This is a genomic window from Sphingomonas sp. DC5200-1 (assembly GCF_049897245.1).
Lineage (GTDB): Bacteria > Pseudomonadota > Alphaproteobacteria > Sphingomonadales > Sphingomonadaceae > Sphingomonas > Sphingomonas aquatilis.
The window spans coordinates 32,794-51,424 of sequence record NZ_JAFCVW010000015.1 but is presented as its reverse complement, the minus strand read 5'-3'; the positions used below and the strand labels follow the sequence as shown (position 1 = coordinate 51,424).

Annotated in this window: 17 protein-coding genes and 3 pseudogenes; 5 read left to right on the top strand and 15 right to left on the bottom strand. The window is 63.2% G+C overall.

All coding sequences use genetic code 11. From position 1 onward, the window contains the following. Positions 1–104 precede the first annotated feature (104 nt). The 4 genes from ACP7A3_RS19585 to ACP7A3_RS19570 form a co-directional block, all read right to left on the bottom strand. Positions 105–344, bottom strand: a complete 240-nt coding sequence (locus ACP7A3_RS19585; protein ID WP_426256937.1) for a hypothetical protein — start codon at positions 342–344, stop codon at positions 105–107. Positions 345–603: 259 nt separating this feature from the next. After that, positions 604–864, bottom strand: coding sequence for a hypothetical protein (locus ACP7A3_RS19580; RefSeq protein WP_021320008.1), 261 nt, complete (start codon positions 862–864; stop codon positions 604–606). Between the two features lie 306 nt (positions 865–1,170). Then, a complete protein-coding gene (locus ACP7A3_RS19575) occupies positions 1,171–1,737 on the bottom strand; it encodes a GNAT family N-acetyltransferase (RefSeq protein WP_082731249.1) in 567 nt (188 codons plus the stop codon). Further along, positions 1,734–2,408 (bottom strand): YgjV family protein, encoded by a 675-nt coding sequence (locus tag ACP7A3_RS19570; RefSeq protein ID WP_082731248.1) that lies wholly within the window; start codon positions 2,406–2,408, stop codon positions 1,734–1,736. The genes ACP7A3_RS19575 and ACP7A3_RS19570 overlap by 4 nt, the downstream gene beginning before the upstream one ends. Before the next feature lie 471 nt (positions 2,409–2,879). On the opposite strand from ACP7A3_RS19570, the gene ACP7A3_RS19565 reads away from it, so the two are divergent. Further along, positions 2,880–3,335, top strand: a complete 456-nt coding sequence (locus tag ACP7A3_RS19565) for a hypothetical protein (RefSeq protein ID WP_037569531.1) — start codon at positions 2,880–2,882, stop codon at positions 3,333–3,335. A 65-nt stretch (positions 3,336–3,400) separates the two neighbouring features. Here ACP7A3_RS19565 and ACP7A3_RS19560 read toward each other — a convergent pair whose 3' ends face one another. Further along, a complete protein-coding gene (locus tag ACP7A3_RS19560) occupies positions 3,401–5,434 on the bottom strand; it encodes a TonB-dependent receptor (protein ID WP_426256938.1) in 2,034 nt (677 codons plus the stop codon). Between the two features lie 215 nt (positions 5,435–5,649). Beyond that, a pseudogene (locus tag ACP7A3_RS19555) lies at positions 5,650–5,940 on the bottom strand (integrase core domain-containing protein); the annotation flags it as partial. Here ACP7A3_RS19555 and ACP7A3_RS19550 point away from each other — a divergent pair. Beyond that, positions 5,941–6,297, top strand: a pseudogene (locus ACP7A3_RS19550) (IS21 family transposase); the annotation flags it as partial. It lies immediately after the preceding pseudogene. Between the two features lie 34 nt (positions 6,298–6,331). On the opposite strand, the gene ACP7A3_RS19545 reads toward ACP7A3_RS19550, so the two are convergent. Further along, positions 6,332–7,503, bottom strand: a protein-coding gene (locus ACP7A3_RS19545; RefSeq protein ID WP_126014090.1) for an IS3 family transposase whose coding sequence is annotated in 2 segments (ribosomal slippage) — positions 6,332–7,239 and positions 7,239–7,503 — 1,173 coding nt in all. Because the reading frame shifts where the segments join, the coding sequence is not laid out codon by codon here. A 68-nt stretch (positions 7,504–7,571) separates the two neighbouring features. On the opposite strand from ACP7A3_RS19545, the gene ACP7A3_RS19540 reads away from it, so the two are divergent. From ACP7A3_RS19540 to ACP7A3_RS19530, 3 genes are all read left to right on the top strand, one after another. After that, complete coding sequence (locus ACP7A3_RS19540; protein ID WP_419714715.1) at positions 7,572–7,937, top strand: hypothetical protein; 366 nt, start codon at positions 7,572–7,574, stop codon at positions 7,935–7,937. Positions 7,938–8,053: 116 nt separating this feature from the next. After that, on the top strand, positions 8,054–8,332 hold the full coding sequence (locus ACP7A3_RS19535; protein WP_021233332.1) for a type II toxin-antitoxin system ParD family antitoxin: 279 nt from the start codon (positions 8,054–8,056) through the stop codon (positions 8,330–8,332). After that, a complete protein-coding gene (locus ACP7A3_RS19530; RefSeq protein ID WP_021233331.1) occupies positions 8,329–8,625 on the top strand; it encodes a type II toxin-antitoxin system RelE/ParE family toxin in 297 nt (98 codons plus the stop codon). The genes ACP7A3_RS19535 and ACP7A3_RS19530 overlap by 4 nt, the downstream gene beginning before the upstream one ends. 11 nt (positions 8,626–8,636) lie before the next feature. On the opposite strand, the gene ACP7A3_RS19525 is transcribed toward ACP7A3_RS19530, so the two are convergent. From ACP7A3_RS19525 to ACP7A3_RS19490, 8 genes and pseudogenes are all read right to left on the bottom strand, one after another. Further along, complete coding sequence (locus tag ACP7A3_RS19525; protein WP_062127261.1) at positions 8,637–9,218, bottom strand: PRC-barrel domain-containing protein; 582 nt, start codon at positions 9,216–9,218, stop codon at positions 8,637–8,639. Between the two features lie 52 nt (positions 9,219–9,270). Then, positions 9,271–9,912 (bottom strand): family 1 encapsulin nanocompartment shell protein, encoded by a 642-nt coding sequence (locus tag ACP7A3_RS19520; RefSeq protein WP_241215470.1) that lies wholly within the window; start codon positions 9,910–9,912, stop codon positions 9,271–9,273. 43 nt (positions 9,913–9,955) lie between these two features. Next, positions 9,956–10,099 (bottom strand): annotated as a pseudogene (locus ACP7A3_RS19515) (encapsulin); the annotation flags it as partial. Next, positions 10,092–11,189 (bottom strand): Dyp-type peroxidase, encoded by a 1,098-nt coding sequence (locus ACP7A3_RS19510; protein WP_082824898.1) that lies wholly within the window; start codon positions 11,187–11,189, stop codon positions 10,092–10,094. The gene ACP7A3_RS19510 and the pseudogene ACP7A3_RS19515, both read right to left, overlap by 8 nt. A gap of 56 nt (positions 11,190–11,245) precedes the next feature. Then, the gene (locus tag ACP7A3_RS19505) at positions 11,246–13,900 is read right to left on the bottom strand and encodes an excinuclease ABC subunit UvrA (RefSeq protein WP_126014096.1); all 2,655 of its coding nucleotides are present in this window, start codon (positions 13,898–13,900) and stop codon (positions 11,246–11,248) included. 22 nt (positions 13,901–13,922) lie between these two features. Next, a complete protein-coding gene (gene uvrB, locus ACP7A3_RS19500) occupies positions 13,923–15,899 on the bottom strand; it encodes an excinuclease ABC subunit UvrB (protein ID WP_062126562.1) in 1,977 nt (658 codons plus the stop codon). A gap of 64 nt (positions 15,900–15,963) precedes the next feature. Continuing rightward, entirely contained in the window at positions 15,964–17,286 is a 1,323-nt protein-coding gene (locus ACP7A3_RS19495; protein ID WP_241215472.1) for a DUF3422 family protein, read from the bottom strand. Next, positions 17,279–18,613 (bottom strand): NAD(P)/FAD-dependent oxidoreductase, encoded by a 1,335-nt coding sequence (locus ACP7A3_RS19490; protein ID WP_062126557.1) that lies wholly within the window; start codon positions 18,611–18,613, stop codon positions 17,279–17,281. Before ACP7A3_RS19490 ends, ACP7A3_RS19495 begins: the two co-directional genes overlap by 8 nt. Positions 18,614–18,631: the final 18 nt, after the last annotated feature.

Here is an 18,631-nt window from a genome sequence, read left to right as displayed (position 1 = left end):
AGCGCTCGTACGACCAGTCTCAGAACCGAAAACTTCCCGCACCGCCCGCGCCCTCGTCAAAGACGATAAGCATCCCGGCTACGGCCAAACGAGCAAGGCGGCCCTCAGGCCACGCTTACGGAATAGCTGTCGCAATAGCTTTTCGCGCGAGCGGACAGTGGCACCCCGTTCGGACCTCGCGCGGTCGCCGCCCCGCCCCGTTCGGCATAGCCACGAGCAGTCGCTGACTGAACCTGGGTGCGCGCTTGCGCGCCCAGATCGACTGCGCCGGGCATGTCCTGCGCGCCGGCAGGGGTCGCGATCGCGAATATCCCGACCGTGAACACAGCAACCAGGCTACGCATTCGATGTTCTCCCTCGAATTTCCGTCAGGCCATCAACGATTTGGCGGCAGCATCGTGCCGGTCGCGGGAGCGATTATGGATGCATGTAGGCGCTTGCAATCGTAGCGGCGTGTGCTCGCAAACGGAGCGATTTTCTGCTCGGATTATCTGACAATGGGCGGAGCAGTCTGCTCACGCTAATTGCCAATGTGCTCGCCATCATCCGGCGCTGCTCGCAGTCATGGTCGCCTGCTCACATTATCTGCCAGCGGGAGTGGCGTCAGCGTGGCACCCGGATGGAGCCGTCCGCGATCCCTTCGGCGATATTTGAGAGCATGACGGCGTAGCGGTGCAGGCCGGGGAAGCGACCGGCGTTTCTCTCGATCTCTTCGCCGTATCCGGCATCGAGCAGCGCCTTGAAGTCCGGCATCACGTCGAACATGCCGCCGAGCAGATCGATATCGGAAGCACCGATCAGCAGCAGGGCATTCGCATGGGCGTCGAGGCGTTTCATCGTCTCCAGCATTTCGGTTTTGGTCATCGCACCCTTTCCGCTTGCGTGGTGTCATCGCCTATTATGCGCTGGCCCTGTTCGCGAAAACCTTCCTTTCTGACGACCTCGCGGGCGGGCCATGACGACAACGCATTTCTGCGGCCCGCCGCTTGTCAGAACTGTTCTGGAAACCTGCTTCGCAAAAGCGCTTGCCGGCTACGGGTTTGGAGAGCCCATTGGCACGGAGCGTGAGCACAACGCCCCGTTTGCAAGCAGCGCCGGTGATGGCGAGCACACTGGCAGATAATTCGAGCAGGACGCTCCCCGCCAGTGGCAGAAAGCGTGAGCAGGAAATCAGGCTGTTTGCGAGCACACGCCGCTACGTGTAGCGCCCGATTCTTTGTTGGCCGCCACCACATCTCCGCACACGGTATAGCCAAGCCGTTGGTAGAGTGCGAACGCCCGGTCGTTGCGAACAGCAACGTGGAAGATCAGGAAAGGTATCCTGCGGCGACGTACCCATTCCTCGGCGGATTTCACCAGACTTGTTCCGAGCCCACGTCCCTGCCACCGTGTCCGGATAGCCAGATTAAACGAGGCAAATTCGGCAGCGCCTTCGATGCACACGCTCCGCACATCTATGTAGCCGACGAGGTCGCCTATGCGTTGCAGGACGAAGATGCCTCGTTCGCCGGCTACGGCGGCGCTCAGCTCCACAGTTGTGCGGCGCAGGAGTTCCCCTCGATCTCGGACATCGAAGATCATATGTTCCGCTTCGCGAGCGAGGGCGATCTTCAAGCGTACCAAAGCTTTAGCGTCGGCAAGGTTCGCCGGGCGTGGCTCGCTCCAACTCCGCTTTCCGCCTACTTGAGCTATCGAACGCGCCGGCGGGAGTGGGGGCGCGTATATCGCCTGTGTCATGTGAAGACTTGGGCTCCCTGTAACGCGCGCGCGCGCTTTGGAATCGCGAGTTTGCCGAGGGATAGGTGACCAGAGCGGAAAGCGTGACGTGGGGAAAGCTGCGTCGGACAGCTTAGGCTGCGTGGCCCGTCCGCTCCACGCTGTTTCCGCTTCCAAAAGGCAAAAAGCCCAAGCAGATTGCCTGCGACAGATACAAGATCAACGGCCAAGGCGAACGGTGCGCCAATGAGAAGATTGTGGGCCAGCCAGAAGGGGGCGGCCACGAGAAAGACCATCTTCATCCGCGTCGTTGATCGCTGGGTCCGTGCCATGAAGGAAGCAGCCCCGCCGCAAGCGGCAAGGCCGGATAGGAGCCCATGCCAGGTCGCCACGGTAAGCAATAGCAGCGCGAGCAACGTCGCGCCGTCGAGCGCGAGCTTGGCAACCCGGTCACGAACCACCAGCGCGACGGTGAGCTGCATCAGGGAAAGAACGCATGCGGCCGAAGCGGTAGGCGCGCCGATCAGCGCGAAGTGCAGCGCGAAGGCGCACGCGCCGGTGCCTTGCACCATGAGCGCTCCCCGGCGCGAGGGTAGGAGCGGCCAGCTCACCACGCAGCCGAGGCCGACGATGCCGAATAGGATCGCAGCTAACCCGGTGCTCGCAAACGTCTGATCGAGGAAAAGCGACATCTATGCTCGCGTCGGGGTTGGTCCGGCTTCCACCGTGAAGGAAGAAGGTTAATGTGACGTTGTTGTCGACCGCTTTCCCATCGCGAGTCCCGGCCACAATGGCATTTGGCTTTTGTTGCGGACTGGTTCATTCTGCGCCTAGGGCGGCGCTCTTCCCTTTGGGTTCCGCCCGTGTTTGGACCAGGACAATGGTGCGTGACGCTTTCAAGCTTCTCGCCATCTCGACGTCGCTCGTGCTTTCTGGCTGTGTCAGTCCGCGAGAAATGGCCGCTCGCCATCGGGCGGCGTGTGCGAGTTATGGCTTCCAGCCTGGAACGGAGAGCTATGCGAATTGCCTTCTTCAGCTCGACGTAGGTGATTACGGCTACGGCCATCACAGGGGTGGCGTGCCGTTGTTTCCTGCCCGGCATCGGGCGCCCGCACCGCCTTTCCCTATCGCCACGCAAGACTAGGGTCGGCTACAGTTCACTGATGCTCCTTCGTCCTCACCTATTGATCTGCGCACTTTCGCTCGGCAGCGCCGCGCCCGTGGCGGCTCAGCAAGCGGTGCCTGCCGCGCCACGAACCGTGGCGGGTGCTTCGAAATTCATCCAGGACATGCTGACCCGCGGCACAGCCGTCGCAAAGCCTTGGCCGGGTTTCGTGCGGAGCAGCAGGATCACGAGCGTAGGAGTGAAAGGTGGTTGCCTCGTTACGCTCACGCTCGCCGACAAAAGCGCCCTCAGCGTGAAACTCGATCAGGTGGTTGCGATCCGACCGCTTTACTCGGCCAACGCGCCCCAGGCGTCGGTGGAGATCAAAGGGGGCGCGCAGCCCTACGAGGGTCTCGATATATTCGTCGGGGACAACGACGCGGTGCGCCGCGTCGGTGATGCCCTGGAGTTCATGCGCCAGTCCTGTGATCCATCGGCGAAGACTGGTTTCTAAACCGGCCAGCGGCGTCTCACCGACTTTTGCAAGGTTCATATGCTCGCAACCGACCAAGTTGGCCGTTATAACCTCATTCTAACCGTCGCGCGCACCGTCGTCGGCGCGCCGGGCATGATGTTGTTGTCGTTGTAGGCGGACGAGAAATAATCGCTGTTAAGCAGATTCTCGACGTTGATTTGCGCCTCGATCTGGGGGGTGAGCTTGAAGAATGCTGCGGCATCGACGCGCGTGAAGGCGGGTAGGATGGCGGTATTGCTGATGGAGGTGAAGCTCTTCGACTGGTGATAGACCCCGACCCCGGCCCCAAGGCGAGGGGTGAGGTCGTAGCGGGTCCACAGCGAAGCCTGCTGTTTGGGAACCAGCGGAACCTCGCGCCCGGCCGGGGCGACACTCGTCGTTTTGCGAATTGTCGCGTCCTGCAGCGCATAGCCCGCGCTGATCTGCCACTGTGCTGTGATCGCACCGCTAAGGCCGAGTTCGAACCCCTTACTGCGCTGAGCACCCGTCAGCACCGTCCGCGCGGCGTCGTTGGGGTCGGCCGCGCGGGTGTTGGTGCGGTCGAGCTGGTAGATGGCGGCCGTCAGGTTCAGCGTGGGCAGGATATCCCACTTGAGGCCAAGCTCGTAGTTGTCGAACCTTTCCGGTTCCAGCGCGGCGCTAGTGATATCGAGTGATGAGAATTGATCCCCCGACTGCGGCAGGAAGGACCGGCTATAGCTGGCGTATATCGAGACAGGTTGCACCGGCTTGAGCACCACGCCCACTCGGGGAGACCACAGGGTGTCCGTGCGGCTATAGCTCTGTGCGGCAACCAGGTCGTCGACGTTGAGCGTGAAGCGGTCGCGGCGAACGCCGCCGATGACATCGACATGGTCGCCGATCGAGATCTGGTCCTGCACGTAGAAGGCAGTGACGTCGGCGTTCGTGCGGACCGACCGGTAGCCGGTGTTGGCGGCGGTGCGCAGCGTAACCGGCGGCACCGTGATCGGGTCGGCCAACCCGACAAAGACGCGCCGCCCCCCATTGACGATATCGCCACCCCCGAAAAAGCCGTTGATCCGCTGGTTGCGCGTGCGCTGGTCGCTAACTTCGAAGCCGGCGAGCAGCACGTGGCGAACGGGGCCGGTGGTGACGGTCCACACAAGGTCGTTCTGGTTGAGCAGGTTCGTGCGCGTCGTGGGATCGCTATACGCTTCGAGGCCGACGCTGCGGACGCCGCCGCGCGGCGTGACCGGGGTTACCGCAAAGGCGTTCCGATAGAGCTTGTCATAATCACCGTACAGGATCCGGCTGGTCAGGGTCAGATTGTCGCTGAAGCGGTGCTCAACGCGGCCATTTAGGACCTTGGCCTCGAAATCGCTGACGTTGAACCCCGGCACACCGAAGAAGGTGTCGCGGACGCCGGTAAGCGGACGTGATGGGCTCGTGAGCGAGCCCTGGACGGCCGAGGGGACGCCTCGGTCGATCGTTCGCTTGTCGCTGTTATATTCGAAGCCCAGATCGATCCGAGTCGCACCGCCGAGCGAGAGCGCGACGGTCGGGTTGATCGCAACCCGGCGCCCGTCATAGAAGTCGCGATTGTTTCGGAACTCCTCGTAAACGGCGTTCATCCGGGTGGAGACGGACTCGCTGAGTGGCTGACTGATGTCGGCGTCGACATACCATGCGCCATATGTGTCCGCCGAACCGCTGCCGCTGATGAAGGCGTTGGCGACAGGGCGCTTGGTGACGCGGTTGATCACGCCCCCGCCGCCGCCGCGCCCGAAGATCATCGCGTTGGGACCTTTCAAAACCTCGATCCTCTCTGCATTGTAGAGGCCGCGATAATATTGCACGTCGTCACGCAAGCCATCGACGAAGAAGTCCGCGGTGCTGCTGTTCCCGCGCAGGATGATCTGATCGCGGTGTCCCTCACCTTGAGAGATTACGGCGCCGGGGACATAGCGTAGTACATCGGCAATAGAGCGCATCGCCTGGTCGTCGATCTGCGTTTCCGTGATGATCGATACCGCTTGGGGGACATCGTTGAGCTCGGTCGGTGTGCGCGTGGCGGTGCTGGTCGCATCGATCTGATAGCCGTCGCGGACGCCGGTCACGATGATCGTTTGCGAGGTGCTGCCGGGGCCCGGCAGGAACTGGTCTTGAGCCATTGCCGGGACGGTGAGCAGCCCGAAGCCGAGTGCAGTTCCAATACCAAGATTTCTCACCGTTGACCCTTTTGCGAATCTCTCTCACCAACGCAATAGGTGATTTGAGAGTGCGTCGCAATAGCCTTCGTGAGCAGCCCCCACCGGGTGGTCCGGGTAGATAGTTAGTGCATTGTCGTCTCCGCCGCCATTGCCGGGCGCAGGTGGAGCGAAGCGGAACCGGAGGCCGGCAATGGCGGCGTCGCCGCTTCTGGTGCGGGTGGGCGATAGCCCAGGCTGCTATGTGGCCGGATGGTGTTGTAGTGGCGCCGCCACGCCTCGATCAGCACTCTGGCCTCGGCGAGGCTGTAGAAGATCTCTCCGTTAAGCAGCTCGTCACGCAGCGAGCCATTGAAGCTCTCGTTGTAGCCGTTCTCCCATGGCGAGCCTGGCGTGATGTAGAGCGTGTTCACGCCGCCTTCTTCGGAGGCGTGCCGACGCGCGGCATCTACGACAACATGAAGACGGCGGTGACGAGCGTGTTCACGGGCAAGGAGCGGGTCTTCAACCGGCGCTTCCTGGTCATGGCCAACCATTACATGGTCGAGCCGACCGCCTGCTCACCGGCGTCGGGCTGGGAGAAGGGTCAGGTCGAGAACCAGGTACAGACCGCGCGCGGCCGCTTCTTCCAGCCACGCCTGCGATTTACCAGCCTCGAGGAGCTGAACGGTTGGCTGGAGGCCGAGTGTCGGCGCTGGGCCGACATGCACCGGCATCCCGAGCGGAAGGAACTGACGGTCGCCCAGGCATGGGCAGCCGAACGGGCGGTGCTCTGAGCAGCCCCCACCGGGTGGTCCGGGTTGATAGTTAGTGCATCGTCGTCTCTACCGCCATTGCCGGTCGGAGGTGGAGCGAAGCGGAACCGGAGATCGGCAATGGCGGTGCGGCCGCTTCCGGGGCTGGCGGGCGGTAGCCCAGGCTGCTGTGTGGCCGGACGGTGTTGTAGTGGCGCCGCCATGCCTCGATCAGCACCTTGGCCTCGGCAAGGCTGTAGAAGATTTCGCCATTGAGCAGTTCGTCGCGCAGCGAGCCGTTGAAGCTCTCGTTATAGCCGTTCTCCCAAGGCGAACCCGGTGCGATGTAGAGCGTCGTCACGCCGATCTTCCCGAGCCATTTCTGGACCGCAGTCGCGATGAACTCGCTGCCGTTATCGGACCTGATATGGGCTGGTGGACCGCGCTCGATGAACAGCTCGGCGAGTGCCGCCAGCACATCCTCATGGTTGAGCCGACGCGCGACCACCAGCGCCAGACATTCCCTGCTGGCCTCGTCGATGATGGTCAGAATGCGGAACTTGCGCCCATCATGGGTGCGCCCTTCGACGAAATCATAGGCCCAGACATGCCCTGGATATTGTGGTCGCAGCCGGATGCACGAACCGTCGTTCAGCCACAGCCGCCCGCGCTTGGGTTGTTTCTGCGGGACTTTCAGCCCTTCGCGTCGCCAGATACGTTCCACCCGCTTGTGGTTCACTGACCAACCCGCCGCATGCAGCAGCGCGGTCACCCGCCGATAGCCGTAGCGCCCGTACTGTCTGGCCAAGGCAATGATATCCTCGGTCAGCAATTGCTCGTCATCTGCCCCGCACGGTTCCTTGCGCTGCGTAGACCGGTGCTGGCCGAGCACGCGGCACACACGCCGCTCGGACACATCCAGCACAGCCCGCACCTGATCGACGCAGCGTCGGCGCCGTGCGGGGCTCAGAAGTTTCCCTTTGCCGCCTCCTGCAAGATGAGCTTGTCCAGCGTCAGGTCCGAGATCGCGCGCCGCAACCGGGCATTCTCCTTCTCAAGATCCTTCATTCGCCGAGCCTGATCCGTCTTCAGGCCCCCATATTCCTTGCGCCAGCGATAGTAGGTCTGCTCGCTGACTGCGATCCGCCGGCAAGCCTCAGCGGTCGTGCCGCCCTGACCCAGCATGATCTCAACCTCACGCAGCTTCCCGATGATCTCTTCGGGCTTGTGCTTCTTCGCAGGCATTCGTCGTCCCTTCCTTGGTCCAGACTGTCATAGTCGATGGACCACTCAGAAGGGGGCAGCTCAAGGACATGATCGTCCTGCGCCTCGGCATCCCGCCCGTCTATGGCAAGAAAATCCGCTATTATACGGAGAAGGCCATGGTCGCACTGACCAAGATCCCCGCACCGCAAATGCCGAACATTCGACCCGAGCCCACCGCACCGATAAACAGCCTGCGGGTGATCGCCGCGGCCGAGGCGGATGATAATGGCGCCCCTGGCTCGGCCCCGCCTGCTCATGGTCCTGGGCCGCAATCCGGAGGCGGCGGCACGGCCCCGACCCACCACCGCTTGAACCAAGCCGCGATCGCCGCCGCCATGGCCGCCCCTGCCGGGGAACGCACCAGCAAGCTTTTCCAACATATTGTTATGGTGGGCGAGGCAAAGGTCGCTTAGCGTTATGTGATCTTGCCCTCGCCGGTGGGATGACCCGAAGGGGGAACGGCTGCACAAGAGAGGCAGGCGCCTTGAAACCAATGGCAGTTTTTGCCATAATGGTAGTGAGGTGATTTATGGCTTCGATGAACGTCTCCCTTCCAGACCCCATGCGGGATTACGTCCAGCGCCGCATCGACAGCGGGCATTATGCCAGCGTGAGTGATTATGTTCGCGATCTCATTCGGCGCGATCAGGGTGAGACGCAGGATGTCGAACGGTGGCTGCATGATCTTGACGCCTCGATCGAACGCGGCCTTGCCGATGCGGAGGCGGGGCGCACCCACGACCTCGACGACGCCTGCGATGCTATCATCGACAGGATTCGGACACGGGCAAGCGCTCAGCCGCAATGAAAGTCATCCTGACGCCGGATGCGCTGGCCGACCTCGATCACATCGCCGAACATATCGAAAAGGACAATCCCGCGAGAGCCATCAGCTTTGTCGAGGAATTGCGTGAGGCGGCCCGTCGCCTTGCCGATCTGCCCCAGGGCTATCCTCTGGTGCCTCGCTATGAGCGCTACGGTATCCGTCGCCGTTCCTATCGCCGCTATGGCATCCTCTACCGGCCAGAAGCCCACCGTATCCTGATCCTGCGCTTTCTTGGCCCCGGTCAAGATCATGATCGCGCGCTCCAATTGGTTTGAGCGATCGCTTGCTAGGGATTGATCGGAGCGAAGGCGGGCCAGTCACGACTTTTGAGGCCGGGCTGTGACAGGAAGCTCGGGCCGTCCAGCAACAGCGTCATGCGCGTGTAGCCGATCCTGAGGGATTCGAGCGGCACCGCTCGCAATGTCTCTTCAAGACCGGCATATCGCTCGTCCGAGATCACCACATAGTTTATCCTGCCGGTCGAACATTCGATCAGGGCCTCGACAACCCGGCCCAGATTCATCCCGCTCTTGTCATCAACCGCCATGCCGATCAGGCCGGTCGCGGTGAACAGGTTCGGCGTATCGGATCTTTGGCTGGCTGTTTCGGCCGATCGGCCGCCATCCTCATATTTGGTCTGCTGCCCCAACCATCGCCAGATACCGACGAGGTTCGTCAGCATCAGGAATCCATTGGTGGCAACCAAGGCTGTCTGTCCTGTGGCGTAGCCCAATGTGGTCCAGCAAACCGAGCTGATGCTGAACACCACGAAGCCCCAGCCCGTCACGCGCGCGCCCAGGTTGGAAGCCGTCATCATCGCCGCGATCATCGTCGCGATCGTGGCGAGCCAACCGACGAGACTTATCATCGTCCCACCCCTCGCTGCGGCCCGCGTGGGGGCGGCGCAACCGGCAACGCCTTCACGCCGGCTGCGCCGACGCTTCCGCTGTCGGGAGCGAAACAGCCGCCTCGCTCGTCAGCAGCCGGAAGGTGAAGCTCTCTTGCAGGTACAGCTCAACCACCTCGGCGGTGTGGCTGAGATAGCCAATCGACAAGTCCTGTCCGAGATCGAGTTCGAAATCGCCGCCCCGTGTTGTCAGGACGACGCCGCCCGTGATGCCCGGCGCCCAGATGATATCGCCATCCACCAGACGATTGATGTGCTGGAGCACCGGATAGCCCTCCTCGCTGCCGCCGCTGATCGCGGTGAACGGATCATCGCCCAGCACCAGTCGATAAGGCCCCTCGACCCCGGCAAGGCGCAACCGGTCGACGGCTTGGGCGACGATGGCGGGATATCCGGCGACGGCCGTGGGCAGCGGCACCGGCTCGTTGCTCGCGCCGGGACGGATGCCGCCGATATCGGCAGCGGCATAGCCATCAAAGATCGCACGATTTTCGGCAAAGGCGATCGTGCGGGCAGCTTCCTTGAGCGGCTGCCAGTCGGAATCTTCGGAGCCACGCTCCACATCGTCGATCGCAGCGCGGGTCAGCGTGAAGGGCACGCGCAGTTCGACTACGGCATTGGCCGCACGCCGCACGCCGCACGGCCTGGACGCCATCGCTCGGCGCATCGATCGGCTTGGTGTGGCCCGTGCCCACGGCCGCGAGCGTAGCCCCCTTCGGGTCCGGCACGTCCACGACGCGGCGCGCGGCCAGATAGCGCTTGAGGGTTCGGGTCGCCTCTTGTTCGATCTGTGCCCAGGCGGCGTCTGAGATCGGGGCGAGTTCGCGATGGAGGTTATTCATGTCCGGCCTCGTCTTTGAGTGATCCAATGCGGAGCGATCCGTCCAATGCCGTTGGAGCCTCCGGGGTCGGAGCCGTGGGTGCCGGCGCAGCCACCGCTTCATCGCCATTGCTATCGTCGCCATCGGCCGCAGGCGGCCCCGGCGTCACGGCGTCCAGAAAGTCGGCCGACGGCACGAAATAGAGCGAGCCGGTCACGGCCCGGCTGACATCGAGCAGGCGATCGTAGTTGCCGGGCGGCAGGCCGATGAACATATTGTCGAGCATCCGCTCGATCCGCGTGGGTGAGCGGGCGTAACCGATGAAATAGGTGCCGAACTCCCCCTTGCCGACATCGCCGAACGGCATGTTGTCGCGCAGGATCTGGAGTTGCTCGCCGTCCTCCTCGATGTTGGTGAGGACGTTGTGCGCGAAGCTCGGCTTCGCTGCCTCGTCCAGCTCGATGTCCGACAGTTTCTCGCGCCCGACGATCTTCTCCTGTTGCTCGACGGGAATCGCGTTCCACTTGTCGAGGTCATGGAGGTATTTCTGGACGATCACATAGCTGCCGCCAGCGAAGACCGGATCGTCCGCCGCCCCGATCACCGTGGCATCTCTCGCCCCCTGCTCGACGGGGTTTTCCGTCCCATCGACGAAGCCCAGTAAGTCGCGATCATCGAAGTAGCGGAAGCCATGCACCTCGTCCGTGACCGAGGCGACGCCGGCGAGGCGCTTCACGATCTGCGCGGCCATCTCGAAGCACAGGTCCTGCCGTGCGGCGCGAATGTGGAACAGCAGGTCGCCGGGTGTCGAAGGCGCATGATGGACGCCATGAATTTCCCGGAACGGATGCAGCTCCTTCGGCCGCGGTGCCCCGAACAGTCGGTCCCAGGCATCGGAGCCGATCCCCATGATGCAGGAAAGCCCTCCATCCGCTGCCCTAAAGCCGACGCCACGCACCAGCGAGGAAAGGATTGCGCAGAGATTTCGCACCGCCATCTCGGGCTTTGCACCCGCGCCCATCGACACCACGAGGAAGATGGCTGCACGAGTGAGCCGGGCATCGACGGCCTGGGAACGTGCGGTAACATCCTGAGCGACAGTGGAAGGCAAGCTCGTCTCCTATGGCCGGACCCGGCCCATCGTTATGGCACACACCCAAGAGGCGGCTAAAGCGCCGCCTTGAGATAGGGCGCGGTCAGACTGCCTTCCGCCTCTGCAACGTCGCTAGGGACGCCGCTGGCGATGATTAGGCCACCTTCCTCCCCGGCTCCCGGTCCGAGATCGATGACCCAATCCACCTGTGCGATGGCGCGCATGTCATGCTCGACGACAACAACCGTATTGCCCACGTCGACAAGGCCCTGCAGGTGCCGCATCAGCCGGTCCGCGTCGGACGGGTGAAGCCCCGAAGTAGGCTCGTCGAGGATGTAGATGGTGTTGCCGCGCTGGGCGCGTTGCAGCTCGGTCGCAAGCTTGATGCGCTGCGCCTCGCCGCCCGACAGTTCCGTCGCCGGCTGCCCGAGCCTCAGATATCCAAGGCCGATCTCCCGCAGCACATCCAGCGAGCGCATGACGGACGCCTCACCCGCGAAGAAGTCGCACGCCTCGTCCACCGTCAGCTCCAGCACCTGGGCGATGTTGCGGCCGTTCCATTCGACTTCGAGCGTTTGCGGGTTGTAGCGGCTGCCGTGGCAGGTCGAGCACGGCGCATAGACGCTTGGCAGGAACAGCAGCTCCACCATCACGAACCCCTCGCCCTCACATACCGGGCAGCGGCCTTCGGCGACGTTGAACGAGAAGCGGCCGGGGCTGTAACGGCGCTTCTTGGCCAACGGAGTGCCGGCAAAGATCTTGCGCACATGATCGAACAGGCCGCTGTAGGTGGAGAGGTTCGAGCGTGGGGTGCGGCCGATCGGCTTCTGATCGACCCGCACCAGTCTGCGCACATGCTCCATGCCCGCAACGATGCGGCCTTCGGTCTCTTCCTGCGCAACATCAAGCAGCGGATCGGCATCCTCTTCCTCGGCAGCCGGCGAGCCGCCGAGCTGTTCCGCGACAAGCTCCGGCAGCGCCTGGCTGACCAGACTGGACTTGCCCGATCCCGAAACCCCGGTGACAGCGGTGAAGCAACCGATCGGAAGCTCGACGTCGAGGCCGCGCAGGTTGTTGCGCGTCACCCCCTCTAGACGGAGCCAAGCCTTTGCTTCGCGCGGGGTCCGGTCATGGGCGACGGGCTCTGCGAACAGATAGCGGCGCGTGATCGACGCCTCGACGTCGGCCAGTCCCGCGATCGGCCCGCTGTAGAGCACTTCACCGCCCTTTTCGCCTGCTCCTGGCCCTACATCGACCAGCCATTCGGCATGGCGGATCACGTCAAGATCATGCTCGACGACGAACAGCGAGTTGCCCGCCGCTTTCAGCCGCTCAAGGATGGTGAGCAAAGCTTCGCCGTCTGCCGGGTGCAGCCCCGCCGAGGGCTCGTCCAGCACATAGACCACGCCGAAAAGCTGCGAGGACAATTGAGTGGCAAGGCGCAGGCGTTGCAGCTCGCCGGAGGAAAGCGTCGGCGTGCTTCGGTCGAGCGAGATGTAGCCAAGGCCAAGATCGATCAGCGGGCCGAGCCGTTCGAGCAGCTCGGATGCGAGACGCTGCGCGGCGACCCGCTTCTCATCGGAGAGGTTGGGCGTGCGGCGCACGTCGGGCGCTGCCTTGTGCGCCGAGCCTCCCGCCGCGACCCTGCGTTCAACTGCCGCATCGCGGGCCGCCTTGCCAAGAACATGGCCCTTCGGGGCCGCCGCGGCGCCCCCATACTCGCCATGCGCGACAGGCGTGAGCAAGTCCCGGAGCTTCAGCACCGTCAGGTCGCCAAACTCGGCGATGTCGAGGCCCGCGAACTTCACCGACAGAGCCTCGCGCTTCAGCCGCTTGCCGTCGCAGGTCGGGCAATCGCGGCCTATGATATATTGCGAGACGCGCTTCTTCATCAGCGCGCTTTTGGTGTTGGCGAACGTCTCCAGCACATAGCGACGGGCGCCGGTGAAGGTGCCCTGATAGCTCGGCTCCATGCGGCGCTTGAGGGCGACGCGCGTCTGCTCGGGCGTCAGACCCGCATAGACCGGCACCGTCGGCGTCTCGTCGGTGAAGAGTATCCAGTCGCGATCCTTCTTCGGAAGATCCCGCCATGGGGTGTCGACATCATAGCCGAGCGAGACGAGGATATCGCGCAGGTTCTGGCCGTGCCACGCGGGCGGCCATGCGGCGATGGCGCGTTCCCGGATCGTCAGCGTGTCGTCGGGCACCATCGTCTCTTCGGTCGCGTCATAGACGCGCCCGATGCCGTGGCAGGTCGGGCAGGCGCCCGCGACTGTGTTTGGCGAGAAGTCCTCCGCATAGAGCATGGGCTGATTGCGCGGATATTCGCCGACGCGCGAGTAGAGCATCCGTACCAGGCTGGAGAGCGTCGTCACGCTCCCAACCGAGGACCGCGCATTGGCCGAGCCGCGCTGCTGCTGCAACGCGACTGCGGGAGGCAACCCGTCGATAGCGTCAACCTCCGGCACACCGGCCTGATCGATCAGGCGGCGGGCGTAGGGCGCGACCGATTCCAGATAGCGGCGCTGTGCCTCGGCATAGAGGGTGCCGAAAGCGAGGCTCGATTTGCCCGATCCGGATATGCCGGTGAACACCACGAAGGCGTCGCGCGGCACGTCCACGTCGACATTCTTGAGATTGTTCTGCCGCGCGCCGCGTACCTGAACGAAGCCGGAGCGCGGCGCGCGTTCCTTGCCGGGGGTGGTTTGAGGCTCCTGATCCTTGCTCATACGGTCACTTTCACTCGGCGCATCACAGATAGATGAACTGACGGTACAGGCCGTCCAACTCGCCCCGGATCGTCTCCGCCCGATCCTCGTCATCGTTATCTACTGCCGTCAGCAGCGCCTGTTCCTTCGCGGTGATCCGGTCGCACAGCTCGTACAGATTTTCGCAGAAAGCCTCCGAATGGACCGACGGCTCTTCCCGGTCGGGCTGCGCCGACGCCAGGCCGCGAACCGACGAGAGCGGGGTGACATCGTTCTCTTCGTTGAAGGCGATCTGGCGCTGTCGCCGACTCTCGGTCTCGTCGATCGCGGCCCTCATCGCCGGCGTCACGGTATCGGCGTAGAGAACTGCGGTGCCGTTCACGTTGCGCGCGACGCGGCCGATCATCTGGATCAGCGCCTGGGCCGAGCGCAGGAAGCCCGCGCGGTCCGCATCGAAGATCGCGATCAGCGACGCTTCGGGGATATCGAGCCCTTCGCGTAGCAGGCTGATACCGATCAGCACGTCGAACTCGCCCGCGCGCAGGCCCTCGATGATCGCGACCCGATCCTCGACCTTGACGTCAGAGTGCATGTAGCGCGCGCGCACGCCCTGGCTTTCGAGGAATGCGTGCAGCTCCTCGGTCGCGACCTTGGTCAGCGTCGTGACCAGCACGCGCTCATCGCGCTTCGTGCGCTGCGCGATCTCGCGTAGCAAATCATCCCGCGCGCCTTGGGACGGGCGGATTTCCACTTTCGGATCGAGCAGGCCGGTCGGCCGAACGATCTGTTCGACCACCCTGCCTTGCGAGGCCCTTACCTCATAGGCGCCGGGGGTGGCGGACACGAAGATCGTCTGCGGCTTGACCTGTTCGAACTCGTGGAAGCTCAAGGGGTGGCTGTCCTTCGAGGATGGCAGGCGGAAGCCATAATCGATCAGCGTATCCTTGCGGGCCTGGTCGCCCCGGAACATCGCCGAGATCTGCGGGATCATCACATGCGATTCGTCGACGAACAGCAGCCCATCCTTGGGCAGATAGTCGAGCAGGGTTATGGGCGGGAGCGCTGGGTCACGGCCGCTCAGATAGCAGGCGTAATTTTCCATGCCCGAGCAATATCCGACCTCGCGCAACATCTCGGCATCGTTGGTGATGCGATCATAGAGGCGCGCCGCTTCCGTCAGGCGATTTTCGCTGGTCAGCCGCTCGACCTGCGTCTCCATCTCTGCGAGGATCGCCGTTGCGGCCTTGCGGGCCTGATCGGCGGTCGCCGCCAGAACGGTCTTGGGCGATACGAGATAGTGATCGGTGCTCTCTAGCTGCCTTCCGGTCGCCGCATCGAACCACTGGAGGGACGCGATCAGGCCGTTCGCCAATCCGACCCGCAGGGCCTTATATTCCGAATCCGCCGGGTAAACCTCAACAGCGTCGCCATCAGCGCGATAGGTGCCGCGCTTCAGCTTGTGCTCGGCCCGATCATATTGCAGACGCGCCAGGCCGCGAAGAAGCTCTTCCTGTCCCAACCGCGCGCCCTCGGTCAGCGGAACCTGGAGCGCGCGATAATTGTCGGGATCGCCCATGCCATAGATCGACGATACCGAGGCAACGACGATCGTATCGCGGCGCTCAATCAGGGATTTTGTCGTCGAAAGGCGCAACCGTTCCAGATGCTCGTTGATCGAGGAATCTTTCGGAATGAACTCATCGCGGCCCGGCAAATACACCTCTGGCTGGAAATAGTCGTAGTAGGAGACGAAATACTCCACGGCGTTTTCAGGGAAAAATCGCCGCATTTCGTCATAGAGCTGCGACGTTAGCGTCTTGTTGGGGGCCAGGATCAGCGTGGGACGCTTCAGGCGATGGATCACGTTGGCCATCGTGAACGTCTTGCCCGACCCCGTGATGCCCTTGAGGGTCTGATGGTGCGCCCCCTCCTCGATGCCGGATATGAGCCGCGCGATCGCTTCGGGCTGATCGCCCGCCGGGGTATAGTCGGAGTGCAAAATGAATATGCCAGTCGACATCAGATATCCTCCTGCCAGGGCCAGGCCATGAACGCCTCAAGCGTGCCCAAAAACGATTGTCGGGTCACATCTGCCCCTTCGCGGGCGGCTGTCCATGGTCCTTGTGTGCGTGCCTGATCCGCCGAACGGTCCACCAGACACCAAGGAGGACAAGGGGAACCAAAGCTGCGATCACCAGCTCAGGCGCCACTGCGTCGTGAATGCCCGGTATGCCCTTGATGAAATAGGAGAGCAGGCCGATCACATAATAGGAGATTGCGGCGACAGACAGGCCCTCCACCGTCTGCTGAAGCTGCAATTGCAGCTTCGCCCGGTTGTTCATCGAGGCGAGCAGGTCGCTATTCTGGCGTTCGAGCTGCACATCGATCCAGGATCGCAGCAAGGTGGTCGCGCGCGCCAGCTTGTCCGAGAGATTGGCCTGCCGCTCCTCGATCACGCGACAGGTCCGCATGGCGGGGGCGATCCTGCGATGCAGGAAGCTGCGCCAGCGATAGCAGCCGGGGACGAAGGTTTCGCCGAGTGCGGCAAGCCGTTCCTCGACGATCTCGTAATAAGCGCGGCTCGCGCCGAAGCGGTAGAGGCTGGACGCCGTGTCCGCCTCCAGCTCGGCCGAGAGATCCGTCAATCTGGAAAGCAGCGCCTCGCTGTTGCGCCGAGCCGACTTGCGCATCTCATCCGTGATCGCGGCGAGGCGCTTTTCTATATTGCGTAGATGCGGACCCAGCGATTGGGTCAGGGGAATACCGAGCAGGGCCAACGTCCGATAGGTCTCGATTTCAAGGAGCCGCTGCGCCAGCGCGCCAAGCCGGATCGGCGTCAGGCCGCGATCGAGGATGAGGATGCGGGTCAGCCCATCTGCATCCTGACGGAAATCGGTAACGATATCCGCCATGCCGTCCTCGACGAGCGAATGGCAGCGGCTGATCGGATCGAAGCGGTCAATGTAGGTCGCGGTCTCTTCCGTCCACGCCACCACGTCCAACCGGATGCCGCAAATGACCGGCCCAGGCGGGGTGAAGCCGTGCTTGAACGGGTCTTCGCCCGCCAGATCCCCGGTGTCGGGATCAACAGGCGCGCTCCACAGGTAGGTCGAAAACTCCGTATGCTTCTCACAATGCAATTTGCCCTGATCCCAGGTCAGGCCATGAAGGGGGGAGTTCTGATCGGGCAGCGACGCGCCCATTCGGCTCGATATTTCCGCGAGCGTCGCCTTATCCTTGGCCAGATTGCCTTCATTCATGAAGGCGAGCTGCACCAGGGCGCGCGGTGACTCGATCAGGAGATATGGGCGCGCATGTACCTCGTCGATGGCAACCCGCCTATTTTCATAGGTCGGCATACCATAGACAGTCGAACCGCCATTCGGAGCGCTGCCCGCTTCACTCAATCGGCTTTCCCCCCTTGTCATCCTTCTCCCCCACGTCGCGATGATCTAGATCGCCATAAGTAATCAGCCGAGAGCCACGATATCCTATGCCATGGGTCCACAGCCAGCTTAGTGCCACACTAAGCCGGTTCTGCGCCCCGATCAGGAAATAAATGTGGATGAGCTTCCACATCCACCACGCCAGGGCCCCGCGCAACTTAAACCGACCCATGTCGACGACGGCAAGGCTGCGGCCTATAGTCGCCAAATTGCCCTGATGCCGGTAATGGAAGGGCGCGACCTCGTTCTGCCCCTTCAGGCGCTGGCGGATAAGCCGGGCGACATATTGACCCGCCTGCTTCGCAGCCGGCGCAAGACCGGGGACAGGCTTGCCATCGAACCCGTTCGAGGCCGCGGTGTCGCCGATCACGAAAATGTCGCGATGACCCGGCACCGTCAGGTCCGGTCCGACAATCACGCGGCCAGCGCGATCGGCTTCAGCGTTCAGCCAATGCGCGGCGGGCGATGCCTGGACGCCTGCTGCCCACAGGATCGTTTCGGCGGGAATCTGCTTCCCATCCACGACGACGCCATCGGCGGAGCATTCCGTGACCGGCGTGCCGAGCTTGATTTCGACGCCGAGCTTTTCGAGCGCCTGCCGGGTATAGGCGGAGAGGTCTTCCGGGAAAGCCTGCAAGAGCCGTTGCCCGGCTTCGATCAGCACGACGCGGGTCGCACGCGGGTCGATCGACCGGAAATCCCGCACCAGCGTCAGGCGGGCAAGCTCCGCGATCGTGCCGGCCAGCTCCACGCCGGTCGGGCCACCACCGATGATGACGAAGGTCTGCAAAGCGGCACGGCGCGCGGGGTCCGTCTCACGCTCGGCTTCCTCGAAGGCGACCAGAAGGCGCCGGCGAATGGTGGTTGCATCCTCCAGCGATTTCAGGCCGGGAGCAAACGGTTCCCATTGATCGTGGCCGAAATAGGAGTGCCGCGCGCCCGTCGCGATGACGAGCGTGTCATAGGCAACCGTCGAGCCGTCCTCCAGAATGACGCGCCGACCGCCTGTATCGACACCTTCAACCTCGCCGAGCAGGGTCCGCACGTCCTTCCGCTTGGCGAAGAGCGAACGGATCGGCCATGCGATCTCCGATGGCGACAGCGAGGCGCCCGCCACCTGATAGAGCAGCGGCTGAAAGAGATGGTGGTTGCGGCGATCGACGAGCGTGATGTCCACGCCGCTCCCGGCGAGCCGCTGCACGGTTTCAAGGCCGCCGAAGCCCGCCCCCACGACCACCACGCGATGGCGGCCGTGAGCCGGCTCATGGCTGGGCGCGATTTCGCGCATGGTTGAAGGTGACGGCCC

Bases quoted from the DNA above. Each gene is read 5' to 3' on its own strand.
- ACP7A3_RS19585 (WP_426256937.1), bottom strand. From the start codon at position 344: ATGCGTAGCCTGGTTGCTGTGTTCACGGTCGGGATATTCGCGATCGCG.
- ACP7A3_RS19580 (WP_021320008.1), bottom strand. From the start codon at position 864: ATGACCAAAACCGAAATGCTGGAGACGATGAAACGCCTCGACGCCCAT.
- ACP7A3_RS19575 (WP_082731249.1), bottom strand. From the start codon at position 1,737: ATGACACAGGCGATATACGCGCCCCCACTCCCGCCGGCGCGTTCGATA.
- ACP7A3_RS19570 (WP_082731248.1), bottom strand. From the start codon at position 2,408: ATGTCGCTTTTCCTCGATCAGACGTTTGCGAGCACCGGGTTAGCTGCG.
- ACP7A3_RS19565 (WP_037569531.1), top strand. From the start codon at position 2,880: ATGCTCCTTCGTCCTCACCTATTGATCTGCGCACTTTCGCTCGGCAGC.
- ACP7A3_RS19540 (WP_419714715.1), top strand. From the start codon at position 7,572: ATGATCGTCCTGCGCCTCGGCATCCCGCCCGTCTATGGCAAGAAAATC.
- ACP7A3_RS19535 (WP_021233332.1), top strand. From the start codon at position 8,054: ATGGCTTCGATGAACGTCTCCCTTCCAGACCCCATGCGGGATTACGTC.
- ACP7A3_RS19530 (WP_021233331.1), top strand. From the start codon at position 8,329: ATGAAAGTCATCCTGACGCCGGATGCGCTGGCCGACCTCGATCACATC.
- ACP7A3_RS19525 (WP_062127261.1), bottom strand. From the start codon at position 9,218: ATGATAAGTCTCGTCGGTTGGCTCGCCACGATCGCGACGATGATCGCG.
- ACP7A3_RS19520 (WP_241215470.1), bottom strand. From the start codon at position 9,912: ATGGCGTCCAGGCCGTGCGGCGTGCGGCGTGCGGCCAATGCCGTAGTC.
- ACP7A3_RS19505 (WP_126014096.1), bottom strand. From the start codon at position 13,900: ATGAGCAAGGATCAGGAGCCTCAAACCACCCCCGGCAAGGAACGCGCG.
- uvrB (WP_062126562.1), bottom strand. From the start codon at position 15,899: ATGTCGACTGGCATATTCATTTTGCACTCCGACTATACCCCGGCGGGC.
- ACP7A3_RS19490 (WP_062126557.1), bottom strand. From the start codon at position 18,613: ATGCGCGAAATCGCGCCCAGCCATGAGCCGGCTCACGGCCGCCATCGC.